The 20,152-nt window shown below is 65.6% G+C and carries 13 protein-coding genes; 4 read left to right on the top strand and 9 right to left on the bottom strand.

What is annotated here, in order from left to right; translation table 11 throughout:
- Positions 1-70 precede the first annotated feature (70 nt).
- From ACZZ0O_RS04895 to ACZZ0O_RS04870, 6 genes are all read right to left on the bottom strand, one after another.
- A complete protein-coding gene (locus tag ACZZ0O_RS04895) occupies positions 71-1,543 on the bottom strand; it encodes a mannitol dehydrogenase family protein (RefSeq protein ID WP_463592372.1) in 1,473 nt (490 codons plus the stop codon).
- A 91-nt stretch (positions 1,544-1,634) separates the two neighbouring features.
- Positions 1,635-4,205: a glycoside hydrolase family 3 C-terminal domain-containing protein gene (locus ACZZ0O_RS04890; RefSeq protein WP_463592551.1), complete on the bottom strand. Its 2,571-nt coding sequence runs from the start codon at positions 4,203-4,205 to the stop codon at positions 1,635-1,637.
- Positions 4,206-4,324: 119 nt separating this feature from the next.
- Positions 4,325-6,010: a glycoside hydrolase family 43 protein gene (locus ACZZ0O_RS04885; RefSeq protein WP_463592550.1), complete on the bottom strand. Its 1,686-nt coding sequence runs from the start codon at positions 6,008-6,010 to the stop codon at positions 4,325-4,327.
- Positions 6,011-6,030: 20 nt separating this feature from the next.
- Positions 6,031-7,290, bottom strand: a complete 1,260-nt coding sequence (gene manD, locus ACZZ0O_RS04880) for a D-mannonate dehydratase ManD (protein ID WP_115559358.1) — start codon at positions 7,288-7,290, stop codon at positions 6,031-6,033.
- Positions 7,291-7,301: 11 nt separating this feature from the next.
- Positions 7,302-9,266 (bottom strand): sialate O-acetylesterase, encoded by a 1,965-nt coding sequence (locus tag ACZZ0O_RS04875; protein ID WP_463592371.1) that lies wholly within the window; start codon positions 9,264-9,266, stop codon positions 7,302-7,304.
- Positions 9,263-11,464 carry an alpha-glucuronidase family glycosyl hydrolase gene (locus ACZZ0O_RS04870; protein ID WP_463592370.1) on the bottom strand — a complete coding sequence of 734 codons (2,202 nt, stop codon included), beginning with the start codon at positions 11,462-11,464 and terminating at the stop codon, positions 9,263-9,265. The genes ACZZ0O_RS04875 and ACZZ0O_RS04870 overlap by 4 nt, the downstream gene beginning before the upstream one ends.
- 161 nt (positions 11,465-11,625) lie before the next feature.
- Between ACZZ0O_RS04870 and ACZZ0O_RS04865 the strand changes: the two genes are divergently transcribed.
- On the top strand, positions 11,626-12,693 hold the full coding sequence (locus tag ACZZ0O_RS04865) for a LacI family DNA-binding transcriptional regulator (RefSeq protein WP_311240326.1): 1,068 nt from the start codon (positions 11,626-11,628) through the stop codon (positions 12,691-12,693).
- A 217-nt stretch (positions 12,694-12,910) separates the two neighbouring features.
- Here ACZZ0O_RS04865 and xylA read toward each other — a convergent pair whose 3' ends face one another.
- A complete protein-coding gene (gene xylA, locus ACZZ0O_RS04860; RefSeq protein WP_115559807.1) occupies positions 12,911-14,248 on the bottom strand; it encodes a xylose isomerase in 1,338 nt (445 codons plus the stop codon).
- Positions 14,249-14,814: 566 nt separating this feature from the next.
- Between xylA and ttcA the strand changes: the two genes are divergently transcribed.
- The 3 genes from ttcA (at position 14,815) to ACZZ0O_RS04845 (ending at position 17,774) form a co-directional block, all read left to right on the top strand.
- Positions 14,815-15,729, top strand: a complete 915-nt coding sequence (gene ttcA / locus ACZZ0O_RS04855) for a tRNA 2-thiocytidine(32) synthetase TtcA (protein ID WP_055846656.1) — start codon at positions 14,815-14,817, stop codon at positions 15,727-15,729.
- A gap of 60 nt (positions 15,730-15,789) precedes the next feature.
- Positions 15,790-16,695: a recombination-associated protein RdgC gene (locus ACZZ0O_RS04850; RefSeq protein ID WP_463592369.1), complete on the top strand. Its 906-nt coding sequence runs from the start codon at positions 15,790-15,792 to the stop codon at positions 16,693-16,695.
- Between the two features lie 293 nt (positions 16,696-16,988).
- Positions 16,989-17,774: a YgjP family zinc-dependent metalloprotease gene (locus ACZZ0O_RS04845; RefSeq protein ID WP_115529304.1), complete on the top strand. Its 786-nt coding sequence runs from the start codon at positions 16,989-16,991 to the stop codon at positions 17,772-17,774.
- A gap of 446 nt (positions 17,775-18,220) precedes the next feature.
- Here ACZZ0O_RS04845 and ACZZ0O_RS04840 read toward each other — a convergent pair whose 3' ends face one another.
- A complete protein-coding gene (locus tag ACZZ0O_RS04840; protein WP_463592368.1) occupies positions 18,221-19,087 on the bottom strand; it encodes an alpha/beta fold hydrolase in 867 nt (288 codons plus the stop codon).
- Positions 19,084-20,049, bottom strand: a complete 966-nt coding sequence (gene hemH / locus ACZZ0O_RS04835; protein ID WP_323518728.1) for a ferrochelatase — start codon at positions 20,047-20,049, stop codon at positions 19,084-19,086. Before hemH ends, ACZZ0O_RS04840 begins: the two co-directional genes overlap by 4 nt.
- Between the last annotated feature and the right edge of the window lie 103 nt (positions 20,050-20,152).

Genomic DNA, 20,152 nt, shown 5'->3' with positions numbered 1-20,152 from the left:
ATTGCGCATCGCAGCGCTTTCAAATCGATGGCCGACATATCGCTGACCGAAATGGCGCCCTGCGCATCCGCTAGACAACACGCATCGCGACAAGCGCTTTCTCCACGTCGTGCGGCGTCGCGGCACCCAGCGCAGCGTACGCGGTGGTCAGCGCTGCAGAAAACCGCACATCTGCAGACAACGGTGCGAACACGGCATCCAGCTTGAGAAACAAGGCGATATCGTGGCCGGCATCGCCGGTCGCTTCGCGTCCCAGCGCGCTGAGCACCTCGCTCAAGGGATCGATCAGCGCGATACCGTTGTGCGCCTGCCGGCGAATGAAGTGCAGCCACGCGGCCAGCGGCAGGCAGAGGCGATCGATCGGTTGGCCTGCAGCGAGCGCGTCGCCGATCGTGGAGAGCAGCCGCACCGGAAGCTTTTGCGAGCCATCCCAGGCGATCTGGGCCAATAGATGGCGGATGGCGGGGTTGCGGAACCGCGCAAGGATGGCATCGCTGTAGCGCTGCGCGTCGAAGCCCGGCATTGGCTGCAAGGTGGGGGCGATGTCCTCGCGCATCAGGGTTTCGACAAGAGCTGCCAATGGCGGCTGACGCATGGCGTCGGCCACCGTGTCGCGCCCCAGCAAACTGCCCAGGTAGGCCAGTGCGGAGTGAGGTGCATTGAGCAGGCGCAGCTTGGCGCGCGCGTAACCGGCGATGTCGTCGCTCAGTACGACACCGACGCGCTCCAGCGCAGGACGACCATTGCAGAAGCGATCTTCGACAACCCACTGGGTGTAACGCTCGCGCTGGATAGGCCACGCGTCGGACTGACCGAGTTGTGCTTGTACCTGCTGGCGCACCGCATCGTCGGTGGCAGGGGTGATGCTGTCGACCATCGAGCGCGGAAAGCTGACGTGCTGGTCGATCCACGCCGCAAGCGCGGGATCGTGCTGGCCTGCAAGCGTCACCACCGCGCGACGCAGCAGGCTGCCGTTATCGGCCAGGTTGTCGCAACTCAGTGCGGTGAACGGTGCGACGCCGCGCTGCATGCGCTGTTGCAGGCCGGCCACCAGATAGCCGATGGCGCTGCGGGGTGTGGCAGGGCTGGCGATGTCGTGCACGATATCGGGGTGGCTCAGATCCAGCGTGTCGCCGGCCAGGCAGTAGCCTTTCTCGGTGATGGTGAGCGTGATCAGGCGCACCGCTGGGTCGGCGAGGCGGGCGAGCACCGCAGCGTGTTCGTCCGCAGCGCACAACACTTCGCGAATGGAGCCGACGACGCGCAGCTGCGGCGTCTCGTCGAGCAGGGCGAGTGTGTAGAGACCATCCTGCGGACGCAGGGAATCGCGCACCTGCGGGCTGTGCAGCGAGACGGCGCTGATCGCCCAACTTGGGTCGGTGGCAAGCAGGTCATCGATGTAGACCGCCTGATGCGCGCGAAAAAAAGCGCCGGCGCCCAGATGCACGATACCGATGGTGGTGGCTGCAGTGTCGTAGCCGGGCATGGCTACGGTGGGTGGCAGGGCGGCGAGTGTACTGCGTGACAAGCGTGGCGTTGGCATATGGGTTTCTGCGAGACGTGTTGCCTGGTGAGGGTGCTTGGGGCCGTACCCTCACCCCAACCCCTCTCCCGGTGGGAGAGGGGCGAATGCTTTACTTTTTGTCGATGGTGAAGACTTTTTTGGCGCGGATGTCGCTGCTGGAGGCACCAATCTGCACTTCATAGGTGCCCGGATCCACGGCGTACGACTTGCGCTGCTCGTCGTAGATACGCAGGTCCGTCTGTGGTGTGATGGTGAAGCTCACCTCGCGGTGTTCGCCCGGTTGCAGGGTGATGCGCTGGAAGCCGCGCAGCTCCTTGCCGGCACGTTCGCGCTGCGGTGCGAGTGGGTGCAGGTAGAGCTGCACCACTTCGTCGCCCGCACGTTGACCGGTGTTTTTCAGGGTCATGCTGGCGCGTAGCGTGCCATCGGCTGCGACGGTGTTGCGATCCAGGCGCAGGTTCGAATACGCAAATTGCGTGTACGACAGGCCATGGCCGAACGGGTACAGCGGTGTGCCGTTGAAATAGCGATAGGTGCGGCCGCGCATGGCGTAATCATCGAAGGCCGGCAAGCGCTCGTTTTCCTTGTAGAACGTGATCGGCAGGCGACCGCCGGGATTGGCTTGACCAAACAACACATCGCCCACCGCGCTGCCGCCGCGCTGGCCGGGATACCAGGCCAGCAGAATTGCGGGGATGTGCTGCTGCGCCCAATCGATGGCCAGTGCCGAGCCGGTGGTCAGCACCATCACCACCGGCGTGCCGGTGGCCTGCAATGCCTGCAGTAAGTCACGCTGCGGTTTGGGCAGGCGGGTGTCGGTGCGGTCGCCACCGGCAAAGCCGGGGTAGTTGACGTCCATCTCTTCGCCTTCGACATCGCCAGTGAGCCCGCCGACGAAGACCACCACCTCGGCGTTACGCGCGGCGTCTACCGCTTCCTGCAACGGTAGCTTGGCGCCGGGCATGCGCCAGGCCAGACGCACCCCGGCATCGCGGGTGGCTTCGTAATACTCCACGCGCAGGTCGTAGGCCTTGCCGGCTTCCAGGTGCACGCTGGCGTTGCCGCTGCGCATGCGCGGTGCATCGCTCCACTGGTCGATCAGCAACTTGCCATCCAGCGATAGCCGCACGCCGTCATCGGCGGCGATCTGCAGTTCGTAATCGCCGGTGACCGGCGGCAGCAACTGGCCGTGCCAGCGCACGCTGAAATCGTCTTTCTCCAAGGCCTGCCCGGGCTGCAGTTCGCCACGGCCCAGCGCGTCGTCGGTCGGCGCATTGCGGTCCCAGCGGAACGCGATACGCGGGTCGATGCGGGTCAGCACCGGCTGCCCGGCCAAGCTGCGCCCCTTGAAGTACTCACCGGTCAATCCGTTCTGTTTGGCATCGGCGGCCGGACGCAGATAGCGCGCCTCGATCGGCGCGGCGGCATTGGGGTCTTCGCGTCCTTCCACCAGATCGCTGCCGCGCGCATACACCACCTGCGCCTGTGGCGCCGCATCGCGAATACCCTGCAGGATGGTGACCGGCGCGGCAGGCGTGCCGTAGTAATTGCCCAGCAGCGACATCGGGTCATCGGCGGTGGGGCCGACCACGGCGATGCGTTTGAGCGTGGATTTGAGCGGCAGCAGGCCATTGTTTTTCAGCAGTACCAGCGATTCGCGCGCGGTGCGGCGTGCCAGTGCATCGTGCTGCGGCGATTGACTGGCCGATGCGGGAATCTGCGCCCAGGGCACCTTGGCCGGTGGGTCGAACATCCCCAAGCGCATGCGCGTGGTCATCAAGCGCTTGAGCGAGGTATCGATGGTGGCTTCGTCGATCAAGCCTGCACGCACTGCCTTGGGCAATGCCGCATACGTATCGCCACAATCCAGGTCGGTGCCGTGTTTGACGCCCAATGCGGCAGCAGCCTCTGGCGTGGGCACGATCTTGTGGTTCTGCCAGATGTCGCGGATCGCTGCGCAGTCGCTGACGATATAGCCATCGAAGCCCCAGTCGTTGCGCAGGATGCCTTCCAGCCGCGTGCTGGCCGAGGCGGACTCGCCGTTGACGCGGTTATAGGCGCCCATCACTGCGGCCACATGGCCTTCCTGCACCAAGGCCTGAAATGCGGGCAGGTAGGTTTCATACAGATCGCGTTCGCTGGGATGCACATCGAAGTGGTGGCGGTCGGCTTCCGGGCCGCTGTGCACCGCGTAGTGCTTGGCGGTGGCATCGAGCTTGCGATATGCGCCCTGCTGCGCCTGCAGGCCTTGCACGAAGGTCACGCCCATGCGCGCGGTGAGAAACGGGTCTTCGCCGTAGGTTTCCTGGCCGCGGCCCCAGCGTGGGTCGCGAAAGATGTTGATGTTGGGCGACCAGAACGTGAGCCCTTGGTAGCGCTTGTGCTCGCCGCGCGCCAGAAAGGCGTGATGTTTGGCGCGCGCTTCGTCGCTGATAGCAGTGGCGACCTCGGCCATTAGCGGGGTGTCGAAGGTGGCTGCCAGCCCGATCGCCTGCGGAAACACCGTGGCGCCACCGGCGCGCGCCACGCCATGCAGTGCTTCGTTCCACCAATCGTAGGCGGGCACCTGCAGGCGCGGGATGGCCGGCGCGGCGTTCTGCATCTGCGCGGCTTTTTCGTCCAGCGTCATGCGCGACACCAGGTCGGCGGCGCGTGTCTCGAACGGCAGTTGGGTGTCCATATACGGCGGCGATGTGGCCGCCTGGGTGGTGGTGCTTGCGACGGCAATCGCCAGCAGCAGCCCGGCGGCCAGGGCGCGGCGCGGGGCGGTGGTGGAACGGGCAGAGTGCGAAAGCATGGTCAGTCCTCCTTGGTGCGGTCCGGTTGCAAACGGGCGAAGGGCCCGATCATGCTGCCGACGAAGCCGCCGGCCTGTGCGGTGCTGAGCATGCCGGCGTCGTCGTTGCGGCGCAGCGATTGCCAGCCGGTGCCGGTGGCGTCGTAGTCGAAGCTGTATGCGCCACCATCGCCACTGATCTGCAGACGCAGCTGCGTGGTGGTGGCCGGGATGCGGGTGCGCGCCAGCGTGGTGGTGGTGGCGCCGTCGCGCTTGTCGACAAACACTTCCAGTGCAGCGCCGTCGCGGCGCACGCCCAGCGCATACCACGCGTTGGCGTTCTGGAACGCGGCCAGCCCGGCCTGCACGCCGGCCTGTGTAGGCACCGCCAACGCGGTGCTGGCATGAAAGCGCGTGTGTTGCTGGCGACGCGCAACAAACGCAGGCGTGCCGCTGCCTTCCAGGCCCTGCGTAGTTGCATGCAGGGTCAACCAACCAGCGCGTGCCAGCGTATCGGCCACCGCGCGCTTGGGCACGCGCAAGCTGAGCCATTCGCGTTGCAAGGTGGCGGCAGTGAAGTCGTCGTGCCAGGTGAAGTTGCCCGACAGCGGCGCCTGGTCGACAGGCGCTTTTGCCCCTGCAGGTGCGTTGGCGATGAAGGGAATCGGTTTGCCCGCAGGCAGGATCGACGGCCAGCCATCGCGCCATTGCACCGGCAACAAGAAGGTTTCGCGCCCGGTGTTGTAGCGCTCGCCGGAGTACGGCCGGCTGGCCAGAAACACCGCCCACCATTGTCCGTCGGGTGCTTCGACAAAATCGGCATGGCCGGCATTGCTGACCGGATGCGCACGCTCGGCCGGCAGGTCGCGCTGGGTGAGGATGGGGTTGTGCGGCGAGGGCGCATACGGCCCCCATACGTTGCGGCTGCGCAGCACCACCTGCGAATGTTGCGGCCCGGTGCCGCCCTCGGCGCATGACAGGTAGTACCAGCCGTCGCGTTGATACAGGTGCGGTCCTTCGATCCAGATCGGCTTGCTGGCCAGGTCCACGCCGCCGTTGAGCAGCACCTTGCGCGGGCCGGTGGGCTGATTTGTGGCGATGTCGAAGCGCTGCATCCAGATCGCGCGGTGGCCTTCGTACAACGGTGTACCTTCCGGTGGACCGTTGTTGAGCAAGTACGCGCTGCCATCGGTGTCGAAGAACAACGACGGGTCGATGCCATCGATGCTCGGCAACCATGTCAGTGCCGACCAGGGGCCGGATGCACGCTCGGCGCTGGCGATGAAATTGCCGCCGCTGTCCACCGAGGTGCCCACCACGTAGAAGCGCCCGTCGTGATGCCGAATGCTGGCGGCGAACATGCCGCGCGAGACGCCCAGGCCGTCGTAGTCGAGCTGATCGGCACGCTCGACCACATTGCCGATCTGCGTCCAGTGCACCAGATCGCGGCTCTCGAACACCGGAATCGCCGGAAAATACGCAAACGTGGAATTGATCAGGTAATAGCGCTCGCCCACGCGGGTGATGCTGGGGTCCGGATAGAAGCCGGCCAGGATCGGGTTGCGGTACTGGCCAGCTGCCAGCGGCGTGGCGAACACCGCATCGTCGCCGCGATAATCGAACCAATCGAAGGCGACATCGGCAGTGATAGCGGCGCTGGCTTGCGCCTGCGCCACACCAGGCGCAAGCGCTGCCATCAGCAAGCTCAGCGCTGCCGGCAACAGGCGCATCACCAGTCCCACATCGCGCCGTCTTCCAGGCGTGCAATCGGCAACTGCTTGGGCACATAGGGATACTTGGCGGCGAGTTCTTCGTCGATGTCCACGCCATGCCCTGGGGTTTCGCCGCAATGCAGGCGCCCATCGCGGAACACGTAGTCGTGCGGGAAGACCGCATTGGCTTCGTCGGAATGGAACATGTATTCCTGGATGCCGAAGTTGGGCACCCAGGTGTCGAAGTGCAACGCCGCGCCCATGCACACCGGCGACAGATCGGTGGCGCCGTGGAAGCCGGTACGCACCTGATGCAGGGCGGCAAAATCTGCCAGCCGCCGCACATGGGTGATGCCGCCGGCGTGGACAATTGTGGTGCGGATGTAGTCGATCAGTTGCTGCTCGATCAGGTGCTTGCAGTCCCAAATCGAATTGAACACTTCACCCACCGCCAGCGGCGTCACCGTGTGCTGGCGAATGATCTCGAACGCGCGCTGGTTTTCCGCAGGGGTGGCATCTTCCAGCCAGAACAGCCGGTACGGCTCCAGATCGCGGCCCAGGCGTGCGGCTTCGATCGGTGTGAGCCGGTGATGCGCATCGTGCAGCAATTCGATTTCATCGCCGTGATCGTTGCGCAGTTGCTCGAACAGTTTTGGCACCACGCCGAGATAGCGCGGCGTGGACCACACCGTTTCGGTGGGCAGTTCGCTCTCGGCCGGCTCATAGGGCTTGCCGCCGCTGGAAATGCCATAGGTCTTCTTGATGCCGGGCACGCCGCACTGCGCGCGGATGGCGATAAAGCCCATCTCGCGGAAGCGCCCCACTTCGTCGCTGGTTTCGGCGATATCGCGGCCGTTGGCGTGGCCGTAGACCAGCGCACCTTCGCGCGAGCGCCCGCCAAGCAGCTGGTAAAGCGGCATGCCGGCCATCTTGCCCAGGATGTCCCACAGCGCCACGTCCACCGCGGCAATCGCGCTCATCGTCACCGGGCCACGGCGCCAATACGCGCCGCGATAGAAGAACTGCCAGATGTCTTCGATACGCCCGGCGTCGCGTCCGATCAGGTTCGGCACCAGGTGTTCCTGCAGATATGCCGCCACCGCCAGCTCGCGGCCATTGAGCGTGGCATCGCCCAGCCCGGTGATGCCCGAGCGGGTGCGGATCTTCAAGGTGACGAAGTTGCGGCCCGGGCAGGTGACGATGACGCGCGCCTCGACGATCTCGCGATCGCGGGCCGAGCCTTGCAGCGGAGCAGGGGAGTCGGGGGTCTGTGGCATCGTGGTCTCGCTCATGGGGAAGAGGCGGTAGTGATGGGAAGTTCGAACGGACCGGCGGGCAGGCCGCTGCGGTCGTAAAGCGTGCACACCGGGCTGTCGGCCCAGCAGTAGCGCACGCGAGTCGCGGTGATGCCGGAAGGAATGCGCAGGCTGACCTCGCGGCCCTGCAGCGTGGCGCTGGTGTAGCGGCAACTGTTGGCTGCCGCGGCGCAGACTTCAAAACCGATCGGCGCGTCGTTGCCATAACTCAGCAATGCCGCATCCACGTCGTCGAAAGCGATGCGGATACTGTCGCCATCGCGACGTGCGCTGCGCGACACCGGGCCGGATGGCGCAATCGCCTCGCCATACACCACATGCCGCGCTGCACGCGCCAGGCGCCGCCCAAGCTCCTGCTTGTTGGCGGGATGGATGTCGTAGCGGTCACCGATGTCGATGGCCACCGCCAGGCCGGCATGCGCATCGTCGGCAACGAAGCGGCGCTGCGCCTCGCGCAACTGTGCCCAGCCGCTTTCGACCGGTTGCGTGGGCGGCGCGCCGTAATTGGCCAGCTGCACAACCAGCAGCGGCAGCTGCGCACCGAAGCGTGCACGCCAGTCGCGCTGCCACGCCTGCAGCAGCGCCGGATAATGCACCGCGTCGCCGGCATTGGATTCGCCCTGGTACCACAGCACACCACGCAGCCCGAGCTGGCCAAGCGGGGCGATCATGCCGTTGTACAAGGTGGTCAGCCCGGCGGCCGACGACCACGGCGCGCGTAGCGGTGTGCCCAGTTGCGGCGACACGATCTGGTACTGCCAGGGCGCATCCAGCGGCAACGTGCTGCCATCGGCAAACTGCAGTGCACGCGATGACGCATCGCCCAGCAATCCACCACGGCGATAGGTGTTGAGCACGTTGAGCACGATGCTGTTGCGCCCGGCATGCAGGTGGCCACGCGGCAGCGTGTAGCGGCGCGGCTGATCGGCACCGTAACTACTGCCTACGCCGCGTCCATTGACCCAGGTCTGGTCCAGCTCGTCCACCGGCCCCAGCAACAGGGTCGCTTCCTGCGCGGCCTGCGCTGCGGTCAGCTCAATGGTGGTGCGGTACCAGACCATGCCGTTGAAACCGACCAGCTGCGGCACGCCCCAGTCGTCCCATGCGCCCAGCGCCGCAGGGGCGGGTTGCCACGCGCCCGGCGCATCCGGCTGCCATGGCGTGCCGTCGCCATGCGCACGCCACCAGGTTTCCCACAACGTGCCCCAGCGCGGCGCGGCATCGGTCGGGCTGGTGGCGTAACGCGCCAGCACGTCCAACGCCGGACCATCGTCGCCTGCCGCACGCAATGCCTTGTCGCCGATCCAGGCCTGCATCTGCGAGCCGCCCCACGAGGCGTTGATCAAACCCATCGGCACCGCGACGGTCTTCTGCAATTCGCGTGCGAAGTAGTAACACGCCGCAGAAAAGTCCTTCACCGCTTCCGGCGTGGTGAGTTGCCACGCCGCGTTACCACCGAAGCGTGTCTGTGGCGTGGGGCTGGATTGCGCCGGCACCTTGAACATGCGGATGCTGGGGTGATCGGCATCGGCAATTTCGCTGCGCGCATCCAGCGAGCGATGTACCTGCAATTCCATGTTCGACTGGCCCGAACACAGCCACACATCGCCAATCAATACATCACTCACCTGCTGCGTCGTGCCGTTGGGCGTGCTCGCCTGCAAGCGGTACGGACCACCTGCCGGGTGTGCAGGCAGGCGCGCCTGCCAATGGCCATCACGGTCGGCACGTGCCTGCACCTGCTGCGCATCCAGCTGCACGGTGACGCGTGCGCCGGGCGCCGCATCGCCCCAGACCTTGATCGGTGCATCGCGCTGCAACACCACATGATCTTGAAACAGCGCATGCAGCAACGGTGCATCGGCAGCTTGCGCAGCGTTGGATAGCATCGCCGCAGACAGCAGCACCGCCAGGGTCGTCATCACGCGCGCGCTCATTTCGGATTTCCTGGTGCGTAGGGGAATTTCAATGCCTGGTAGTACGCCAGCGGATGCGCAGGCGGTACCACGCCGGCTGGCAATGCGCGCCCGGAGACGCTCTGAAAATAGGCAATGCTGGCATCGCGCCACCACTGCGCCTCGTTCTGCTGGATGGCCAGAAAATCGCCCACCTGCTGGTAGCGCGTCGCATCGATCTTGCCTGCCAGGTCTTGCCAGGTCGCACGCATCGCACGCACTTCGTCCACGCCATGGTCGTAATGCCACACCAGCTCATCCCACAGCGGCCGCCCGGAGGCCATGCGCCGGTCCCACGGCACATGGTGAAACCACAGCAGGGACTGCTCGGGTACGCGCTGCACATCGCCGAACACACGCGCCACCGGCGCGGCGTATTGCGCCACCGCATTGCTGCCGCTAGCGCTGCGATCGAAGCCAATGCCGTTGCGATCGGCGCGGTGGTAATACACCGGGTCCCAGTCCGGCCGCTCGCTGCCCGCATCCCACGGCGCCGGCCCGTAGTGATGGCCGCGCCCCATCAGGTGGTGCAGCCCGAGCGGGGTCATGTAATCCACCACCGCCTCGCGCGAGCGCAGCATCATGCCGACCACCGGTGTTACCACCGCAGGGTCGTTGGACAGGGTCATGCGCACCCAGTCCTGCGCGATGGCCTCTGGCGATAACGCCGGATCCCACGCCAGCCGCCCGTAGGCGTACCAGTTGGCCTGATCGAAAAGCGAGCCGCTCCAGTTGCGATCCGCCCCGATATTGGCCACGCCGGCAATGCCGGTGAGGCGCGGACGCTTGCCAGCGTTGAATAGCGTGCCGTCCACCGTTTTTGCCACCGTCGAGCCCTTGCCGCGCGCATAGGTATCGGCCTGCAGGGTCTCGGCAAACAGCGTGCCCAGATACGCCAGATGGGTGGAAAAGCCCAGATACTCCTTGGTGACCTGAAACTCCGGCATCAGCGGTGTCTCGTGCATCGCGCCGAACAACGGATGAAACGGCTCGCGCGGTTGAAAGTCGATCGCGCCATTTTTGACCTGCACGATTACGTTGTCGCGGAAGGCGCCGTCGAGCGGGACGAACTCGCTATACGCCTGCTTGGCGCGGTCGTCCGGTTGCTCGTGCGAGTACACGAACGCGCGCCACATCACCACGCCGCCGTGCGGCGCCAGCGCGTCGGCCAACAGGTTTGCGCCATCGGCATGGGAGCGCCCGTAATCCTGCGGCCCGGGCTGGCCTTCGGAGTTGGCCTTGACCAGGAACCCGCCAAAATCCGGAATGCGCGCGTAGATCTCGTCGGCCTTGGTCCGCCACCACTGCTGCACCTGCGGGTCCAGCGGGTCGGCGGTGCGCAGGCCGCCAATCTCGATCGGCGCACTGAAGCGCGCGCTGAGAAACACGCGGATACCGTACGAACGAAACACCGTGGCCAGCGCCGCGGCCTTGTCCAGATACTGCGGGGTCAGGCTCCAGGCTTTGGCATTGACGTTGTTGAGCACGGTTCCGTTGATGCCCAGCGATGCATTGGCGCGCGCATAGTCGGTGTAACGCGGGTCCAGATAGCCGGGCAGAGTCTGCCAGCTCCACAACGATGCACCGGCATAGCCGCGTTCCACCACGCCATCCAGGTTGTCCCAGTGGTTGAGCATGCGCAGCTGCAAGCGCGGCGATTCGCGCACGTTCAGCGCGGTGATCGGCTGTCCGGTCTGCAGCAGGCGCAGGAAATGAAAGGCGCCATACAACGCACCGACATCGCTGCCGCCCACGATGGCGGTGGCGCGATGTCCATCCACGCGCACCGTCTGGATCAGATACCCCTCACGGCCCAGATCGCCGGTTTTCAGCTGCAATGCGGCAATTTGCGGTGCGTTGGCGGCGCCCAGCAAGAGTGCGCCATCGGCCGTCACCGTGACAGCGCTCTGCAGCGCGTGGCCGAGCAAGCCCTGCACGCCGCGCGCCAGCTCATCGCGCGCCGCATGCAGGGTGGGAGAATCGCCGGCAACCACCAAGGTCCGTGCGCTTGCCTGCAACTGCGCGGCGTCGCGCACGGTCTGATAGCGCAACCATAATTCGTAGCCATCTTCGGCCTGTACCGGTGCCGTCGGCAGTAGCACAGCGCCCAACAGCACCAGACACATCAGCGCCAACGCACGCACGCTTGCGCGAGTGCGTCCCATCGGCCAAGCGTTCATACCGTACGCTCCGATGCGGCACCAGCGGTTGCGCGCATCACCCCGCTCTGTCTGCTTCCCGGTACCATGATGTGCATCCTCATGCACGCACCCGCTGCACGTGTACCGGCAGCAACACGCATGCATCCGCCAACGTTCGTTCGCACTTGAAGAGGCCACGCTTGGAGAAGGTCAGGAAATCGGTCCGCCGCACCAGCCGCGCGACCACCATCGACGAGGTAGCGGCGCTGGCAAAGGTGTCGCCGATGACCGTTTCGCGTGTGGTCAACAACAACGGCAGCGTGCGCGATGCCACCCGCGAGCGCGTGATGCGTGCGGTCGACAAACTCGGCTACACACCCAACCTCGCCGCAAGTGCGCTGGCCGCTGCGCAGAGCACGCGCATTGCGCTGATCTACAGCGACCCCAGCGGCGCGTATCTGCGCGAGTTGCTGCTGGGCGTGCTGCGAGTCGCTTCGCGCACTTCGATCCAGCTGGTGATCGACTGCTGGGACGACCTGGACGCCGATGCCGAACGCAAGGCCGCGCGCAAACTCGCCAAGGGTGTGGCCGGGGTGATCCTGCCGCCGCCGTTGTGCGAATCCCGTGCTGCGGTGCTGGAACTGGTGCGCGCCAAGGTGCCGGTGGTGGTGATCGCGTCCAATCATTTCAGTCCCGACGTGGCCTGTGTGCGCATCGATGAATTCGCTGCGGCCAAGGAGATCACCGAGCATCTGATCGAGCAGGGGCATACCCGCATCGGCTATATCGCCGGACACCCCAATCTGTCGGCCAGCACGCGGCGTTTCGAAGGATTTCAGGCCGCGCTTGCGCAAGCCGGGCTGCGTCTGGACAAGCATCTGGTGCAACCGGGCGACTACACCTACCGCTCGGGTCTGCTGGCGGCCGAAAAACTGCTGGCCCGCAAGCGCCGTCCCAGCGCGATCTTCGCCAGCAACGACGACATGGCCGCTGCGGCCATCTCGGTGGCACATCGGCGTGGGCTGGACGTGCCACGCGATCTGTCGGTCGTCGGCTTCGACGACACCTCCGCCGCCACTGCCGTCTGGCCCGAACTCACCACCGTGCAGCAGCCCATCGCCGCCATGGCCGATGCCGCGCTGGACATCTTGTTGAAGACGATTCGCGCCAAGGAACGCACGTCGAAGATGGTCGATCATGTGGTCGCGCACCTGCTGGTCAAGCGGGATTCGGTGGCCGCACCGATCGCAATCGACCCGGCCGAGTAAAAGCGGCTAGCGCACCACGGTGTCGCTGCAAGGTGGGCGCTAGCTGAGTTGTACATGTCTCACGTGCTTTGCGGTTGTCGGTGCAGTGATTCCCTGACTAAAGCACCACGTTGTCAGCCATGTCGATACGTCGCGCGGTCACGTGCATCGCGTAGTGGCGCTGCACGCAGTTGCCGTACACGCGCGGCGTCATACCGCGCGCATGCGATGGCAAACATCAACGCGTCAGGTACTGATTGATCAGGTTTTCGTAGGCTTCCTGGCGGCCGCTGATCTGGGTCGGCACATTGCCGGCCGCATGCTTTGCCACGTCCACCAGCGTGCTGGACCCATTGGCAAACGCCGCACCGGCGCCGCTGTCGAAGCTGGCGTAACGCTCGGCACGCCAGGTTTCCAGCGGCGAGGAGGTCAGCAGCGCATTGGCCACTTCCAGACCGCGCGCAAACGCGTCCATGCCGCCGATATGCGCCATGAACAGGTCCTGCGGGTCGGACGATTCGCGGCGCACCTTGGCATCGAAGTTCAAGCCGCCCGGTGCCAGCCCGCCCTGACGCAGCACTACCAGCATCGCGCCGACGGTGTCGTACAGGTCGGTCGGGAACTGGTCGGTATCCCAGCCGTTCTGCGGGTTGCCGCGGTTGGCATCGATGCTGCCCAGCAGGCCGGCATCGGATGCCACCTGCAGGTCATGCTCGAAGCTGTGGCCCGACAACGTTGCGTGGTTGGCTTCGATATTGAGCTTGAAATCCTGGTCCAGGCCATGCTGACGCAGGAAGCCGATCACCGTGGCGCTGTCGAAGTCGTATTGGTGCTTCATCGGCTCCATGGGCTTGGGCTCGATCAGGAAGTTGCCTTTGAAGCCGATCGCGCGACCGTAATCGCGTGCCAGGGTGAGGAAGCGCGCCATGTTGTCCTGCTCGCGCTTCATCTGCGTGTTGTGCAGGCAGGCATAGCCTTCGCGGCCGCCCCAGAACACGTAATTTTCGCCGCCCAATTCCACGGTGGCATCGATCGCAGCCTTGACCTGCACCGCCGCGCGCGCCACCACATTGAAGTCCGGGTTGGTGGATGCGCCATTCATGTAGCGCGGGTGCGAGAACAGGTTGGCGGTGCCCCACAGCAACTTGATGCCGGTGTCGGCCTGACGCTGCTTGGCGATGCCGACCATGTGGGTGAGGTTGCTTTCGTATTCGCCGATGTCGTCAGCATCCGGCGACAGATCGATGTCGTGGAAGCAGTAATACGGCACACCGAGCTTGGTGAAGAATTCGAACGCGGCGTCAGCCTTGGCTTCGGCGCGCCCCAGCGCGGTGTTGCCCGCATCCCACGGATAGGCGCGCGTGCCCGGGCCGAACGGATCGGCGCCGTTGCCGCAGAAGCTGTGCCAGTAGGCCACGGCAAAGCGCAGATGCTCGGCCATGGTCTTGTCGCCGATTTTTTTGTTGGCGTCATAGACCTTGAACGCGAGCGGGTTATCGGAGTCGCGGCCTTCGAAGCCGATCTTGCCGATGCCGGGGAAATATTCCTTCGCGCCGATGAAAACGGTGTTGCTCATGGGGTGGACTCCTGCAGAAAGGGGGGCGTTACGGGGGAGAGGGATGGCATCGACACACAGCAGTAATGGAAGGCGTAACGGCCGGTGGCGTCGCGTCGCTGCAGCACATGCCGTAGATCTGTGCGTGCGTGTTCTGCTTCGCAACCCAAAAAATGTTAGCGCTACCAAAAAGCCGACTGAAAAAAGCCGCGCCATACAGCGAAGCCCAAGGTGTCATGCCGATCCCAGCTGAAACGGTCCTGCGGACTTTACCCAGCCCGCCGCCGAAAGGCTTGCTGCGCTGCGAGATGCGGACTGTTCCGTGGCAGCAGGATGTGGGGATGCCGGTGATGTGCGTTGGCGTGCTGCCCTCACCCGCCCTTCGGGCACCCTCTCCCGCGTGCGGGAGAGGGGACCAGCGGGAGAGGGAACTGCCGGGGGGATGGCTAGGTGGGAGGCGCTCCCCCGTAGACGAGGGCTTGCTCCCTTCCCCCGTGTACGGGGGAAGGTGCCCGAAGGGCGGATGGGGGCGGCCACCTCAGGCACGACCCAATCCCAATCGCCCCGGCAGCTACAATGGGCGGCTTATGACCGCTGTCCTGCCGCTGCCGCAACCCCTGGCCGACCCCGCGCCGCGCGACCCGCGCCAGCGGTTGCAGCGTGAGCAGCTGCGCCTGGGCAAACGGCTGCAACGTCAGGTGGGCCAGGCGATCGCCGATTTCGGCATGATCGCCGCCGGCGACAAGATCATGGTGTGCCTGTCCGGCGGCAAGGACAGCTACACCTTGCTGGACATGCTGTTGCACCTGCAGCGCAAGGCGCCGGTGCCGTTCACCTTGGTGGCGGTGAATCTGGATCAGAAACAGCCCGACTTCCCCGCCCATGTGCTGCCGGCCTACCTGCGCGAGCTGGGCGTGCCATTCGACATCGTCGAGCAGGACACCTACTCGGTGGTCAGCCGGGTGATTCCGGCCGGCAAGACCCTATGTTCGTTGTGCTCGCGGCTGCGGCGCGGCGCGCTGTATGCCTATGCGCAAGCGCATGGGGTGACCAAGATCGCGCTCGGCCATCACCGCGACGACATCGTCGCCACGTTCTTCATGAATCTGTTTCACCACGCGCGGCTGGCCGCAATGGCGCCCAAGCTGCGCAGCGACGACGGTGCGCATGTGGTGATCCGCCCGCTGGCCTACGTGCGCGAGGCCGACATCGCCGAGTACGCGCAGGCGCGGCAATTTCCGATCATCCCGTGCAACCTGTGTGGCAGCCAGGAAAACCTGCAGCGCCAGCAGGTCGGCCGCATGCTGCAGCAGTGGGACCACGAGCAGCCCGGCCGGGTCGAGCAGATTGCGCGCGCGCTTGGCGACGTGCGCCCCGAGCAACTGGCCGACCGCACGCTGTTCGATTTTATGACTCTGGGCCGTGCGCCCGACACCGCCGCGTCCGCGCACGACTCCACCGCCTGGTTCGCCACTGGCGACACCACACACGACAGCGACTGACGCGCCCACCCGGTCGCCGTCGGTCTTCCACCTCCACGTTTCTCTTCTTCGGTCTTACGCATGTTCTTTCGCAATCTCACCCTGTTCCGTTTTCCCACCACGCTGAATTTTTCCGAGATCGAGACACTGCTGCCGCAGGTGCAGCTCAAGCCGGTCGGCCCGCTGGAAATGAGTTCGCGCGGTTTCATTTCGCCATTCGGCCGCGACGAGCAGGAGGTGCTCTCGCACCGCCTGGAAGAGTTCTTGTGGCTCACCATCGGTGGCGAGGACAAGATCCTGCCCGGCGCGGTGGTCAACGACCTGCTCGAGCGCAAGGTCGCCGAGATCGAAGATAAGGAAGGCCGCCGCCCCGGCGGCAAGGCCCGCAAGCGCCTCAAGGACGACCTGATCCATGAGCTGCTGCCGCGCGCCTTCGTCAAGAGCTCGCGCACCGACGCGATTCTGGATCTGCAAAACGGCTACATCGCGGTCAACACCTCCAGCCGCAAGAGCGGCGAGAACGTGATGAGCGAGATCCGCGGCGCGCTCGGCAGCTTCCCGGCGTTGCCGTTGAATGCCGAAGTCGCACCGCGCGCCATCCTCACCGGCTGGATCGCCGGCGAGCCGCTGCCCGAAGGCCTGAGCCTGGGCGAAGAATGCGAAATGAAGGACCCCATCGAAGGCGGCGCGGTGGTCAAGTGCCAGCATCAGGAGCTGCGCGGCGACGAAATCGACAAGCATCTGGAGGCCGGCAAGCAGGTCACCAAGCTGGCGTTGGTGCTGGACGACAATCTGTCGTTCGTGCTCGGCGATGATCTGGTGATCCGCAAGCTCAAGTTCCTCGACGGCGCGCTGGACCAGCTCGAACACAGCGACGACGACGGCGCACGTGCCGAACTCGATGCGCGCTTTGCGTTGATGAGCGCGGAAATCCGCCGGTTGTTCCTGCTGCTGGAAACCGCACTGAAGTTGAGCAAGGCGGAGTAATCCGTACGACGCCAGCCGCAGTTGTCAGCGCGGCTGGCGTCGCATCCCAGCGTGCGGCGGATGCCTCGCGCACCGGTTCGCACTGCGTGGCATGCACCGCGTTGACCGCACTGCGTTGACCGCACCGCGCGCGCATCCGGGCCTGGCATTCTGCGCTGAACGTGTCATGGCGACGGGCAGCCACGGTGTCCACATCGCGTCTGATGCTGGCAGTCATCCGAGGCCACGTACGCATCCATGCCAACGCCGCCGGCGTCTCACCACCTGACACATCGCAGCGCTATCCTGTACCCATGTTCAAGCCCGTCCGCCGCCTGATTGCGCCGCCCTCGCAGGTTGTCCAACGCGACTGCGTGCGCGTGCAACTGGAAGGCCGCGAGATCGAGGTGCTGCGCGTGCGCGACTCACGCGCGCGGCGCATCAAACTCAGTGTCGACGAACGCGGTGCGCGGCTCACCTTGCCGCTGCGGGCCAGCCTGATCTCCGGCGAACGGTTCCTGCATGCGCATCTGGATTGGCTGAGTACGCAGTTGTCGCGGTACCAGCAGGTCGATGCGTTTCCCGCATTGGAACGCGGTGTGCCCGGGCTGCTGCCGTTGCGTGGCGTCTTGCTGCCGCTGCACTGGCACGAGGGCCGTTACACGCGCATCGAAGTCGATGAGGCAGGCGCGCATTTCCATGTGCCGTCCCGGCTGGGCGACGCCGGCCTGCGCCGCACGCTGAAGGAATTCTACGAAGCGCAGGCACGCGCCGACGTCGGCCGCTGGTTGCCCACGTATCTGCCCGGCTTGCCGCGCCCGCCCACGCGTCTGCGGCTCAAGGTGATGTCGTCGCAGTGGGGGTCGCTCGCGCCGGATGGCTCGATGGCGCTGGACCTGGCGCTGGTCCTCGGGCGCCCGTCGGCGTTCGAATACGTGCTGGTGCACGAGCTCTGCCATCTGCTGCAAGCCAATCACTCGCCCGCGTTCTGGGCCGAAGTGGAGCACCGCTTCCCCGCCTGGCGCGACGAGCGCAGCTACTTCCACGAACACGGCCGCCAACTCAAGGCGCAGCTACGGCGGTTGTTGCAGGGCGAGTGACGCACACGTCGTTGCGGAAAGTACGCCTGCCGCGGCGGCTGCGACATCAGTACGTGTGTTGAATCCCACAATGGCTCAGCAACGGGGCCGCCGCCTGCCAATCACGCGTGATGGCACGCTTTGTTAGCGCCACGCGTACGACGCAGCCCTGGCAAGTTGCCGGCAGGCCTGCGCTGACAACCACGCAAAGTGCGATGTCAGGGCACTCTCCGTTGCCGCCGCGCCTGTATCCAGCGTGCCACCCGACGTCCAGTGCTCGGCGTGACACGCCATTGACCACACCTGCTGCAACAGCAGGCGATCATCGGCAGTCAAGTATGGCGTCGCGTGCACCGTGTCGAAAAACGTCCACGGCGCATTCCACACAGCGAAGGATTCAATCGCAGTGACCACACGGATGGGATCTGCCATCGCGTCAGCTTATCTGCGGATCGCGCATGCCTGCATCACGGCTGCGGCAGCGTTGCCAAAAACCCGTTGATCACCGCCGCCACCGCCTGCGGTGCTTCCATATGCACATGGTGGGTGCCCGGCAGCAGGTGCAGGCGGGCGTCCGGCACCATGGCCACACGGTGATCGCGCAGGGTGTCGGAGAAATACGGCTGCCCCGGCGTGGCGAAGATCGCCTGGGTGGGGCACACGATGGCGGCCAGCAACGCATCGATCTGCGCTTCGGTCATGCGGATGGCGGTGGGCAAGGTCAGGCGCGGGTCGGTGCACCAGCTGTAGCCGCCTTCGACCACACGAAGGCCGCGTTCCACCAGCAAGCGCGCCGCCGGCTCGGTGAGTTGATTGGCCATCATGCGTGCGCGCACCGGCGCGTCCATCGAGCTGAAGACGCGCAGCGGCCGCTGCGGCAGGGTACGGGTCGAGCGCACGGAGTCGCGCAGTCGCTCGGCGGTGCTTTCCACCGGCTCGGCCAACGCGCCCAGCGCTTCGATCACCACCAAGGCCTCGATGCGCTCCGGCGCGGCGGCGGCCATCAGGCTGGCGACGCCGCCACCCAGCGAATGGCCCAACAACGTGAAACGGTCCCAACCCAATGCGTCGGCCACCTGCAGCAAGTTATGGATTGCGCTGCTCAGCGTGTATTCCGCAGCCATCGGCAGCCACGCACTGTGGCCGTGACCGGGCAGGTCGAGCAGCACCAGATCCAGATCGGGCGCGCGCAGATGCGCACTGAGCGGGACAAAACTGGCCGCGTTATCGAGCCAGCCGTGCAATGCCAGCACCCGGCGTGACCCGCGGTCTGTGTTGCGCAAGCCGGTGACACGCCCGATGGCCAGCTCGCACGCAAACGGCTCCAACCTCATGCGCGACGCGCCAATGCGGCCAGTGCCTGCGCGTGCGAAGTGGCAGCGTTGAGGCAGGGGATGTAGCTGAGCGTGGCGCCGCGCTCGGCCAGCGTTTCGGCAAAGCCCAAGGCCACTTCTTCCAGCGTCTCGAGACAATCGGTGGCAAAGCCCGGGCACACCAGATCGAAGCTGCGCACGCCGCCTTCGGCCAGCGCCCACAGCGTTGGTTCGGCATACGGCTGTAGCCAGCGCTCTGCACCGAAGCGCGACTGGTAACCCATCTGCCATTCGTCCGGGCCCAGGCCCAATGCGGTCACAATCGCCTGCGCACTGCGCTCGCATTGCTGCGGATACGGGTCGCCGGCGTTGGCCACGCGTTGCGGCAGGCCGTGGAAGGAAAACATCAGCTTCTCGCTGCGCCCGTGTACCTGCCAGTGCGCGCGGATGGAATCGGCGATCGCCGCCACCCAGCCGGCGTCCTCGCAATACTCCTGGATCACGGTGACGTCGATCTCCGGTGCGCTGGGGCGCCACGCATCCACCACGTCCTGGATCGAGGCGGTGGTGGTGGTCGAATACTGCGGATACAGCGGCAACACCACGATGCGCTTGATGCCGCGCGCGCGCAGGGCATCGAGCGTCTTGCGCAAGGCCGGCTCGCCATAACGCATGGCCCATTCCACCTGCCAGTCGGGCATCGCATCCTTCAAGCCCTCGGCCAGGCGGCGGGTATACACCGCCAGCGGCGAGCCGTCGGGCAGCCACACCTTGGCGTATTTTTCCGCCGACTTGGGTCCGCGGATCGGCAGGATCACCCCGTACAGCAGGGGCTTCCAGAACAGCGGCGGGATCGCGACCACGCGACGGTCGCTGAGGAACTCGGCCAGGTAGCGGCGCACGGCCGGGGCGGTCGGCGATTCGGGGGTGCCGAGGTTGACGACCAGCAGGGCGGTATCGGAGGTGGTGTTCATGCGCGCCATTCTGGCAGAGCCGGGCAGGACTGCCGAGGACAGCGCATCAATCGTCCCGATCTGCGCCGTCTTGCCGCCGGATGCGCTCACCACCGATTCATTGCGCCAGCAC

It is taken from the genome of Xanthomonas sp. AC360 (assembly GCF_979258225.1).
Note: the sequence above shows the minus strand (reverse complement) of the source record. Positions and strands in the feature narration are given on the sequence as shown.

Bases quoted from the DNA above. Each gene is read 5' to 3' on its own strand.
- ACZZ0O_RS04870 (WP_463592370.1), bottom strand. From the start codon at position 11,464: ATGAACGCTTGGCCGATGGGACGCACTCGCGCAAGCGTGCGTGCGTTG.
- manD (WP_115559358.1), bottom strand. From the start codon at position 7,290: ATGCCACAGACCCCCGACTCCCCTGCTCCGCTGCAAGGCTCGGCCCGC.
- ACZZ0O_RS04845 (WP_115529304.1), top strand. From the start codon at position 16,989: ATGTTCAAGCCCGTCCGCCGCCTGATTGCGCCGCCCTCGCAGGTTGTC.
- ttcA (WP_055846656.1), top strand. From the start codon at position 14,815: ATGACCGCTGTCCTGCCGCTGCCGCAACCCCTGGCCGACCCCGCGCCG.
- ACZZ0O_RS04840 (WP_463592368.1), bottom strand. From the start codon at position 19,087: ATGAGGTTGGAGCCGTTTGCGTGCGAGCTGGCCATCGGGCGTGTCACC.
- ACZZ0O_RS04890 (WP_463592551.1), bottom strand. From the start codon at position 4,205: ATGGACACCCAACTGCCGTTCGAGACACGCGCCGCCGACCTGGTGTCG.
- xylA (WP_115559807.1), bottom strand. From the start codon at position 14,248: ATGAGCAACACCGTTTTCATCGGCGCGAAGGAATATTTCCCCGGCATC.
- ACZZ0O_RS04875 (WP_463592371.1), bottom strand. From the start codon at position 9,266: ATGAGCGCGCGCGTGATGACGACCCTGGCGGTGCTGCTGTCTGCGGCG.
- hemH (WP_323518728.1), bottom strand. From the start codon at position 20,049: ATGGCGCGCATGAACACCACCTCCGATACCGCCCTGCTGGTCGTCAAC.
- ACZZ0O_RS04895 (WP_463592372.1), bottom strand. From the start codon at position 1,543: ATGCCAACGCCACGCTTGTCACGCAGTACACTCGCCGCCCTGCCACCC.
- ACZZ0O_RS04850 (WP_463592369.1), top strand. From the start codon at position 15,790: ATGTTCTTTCGCAATCTCACCCTGTTCCGTTTTCCCACCACGCTGAAT.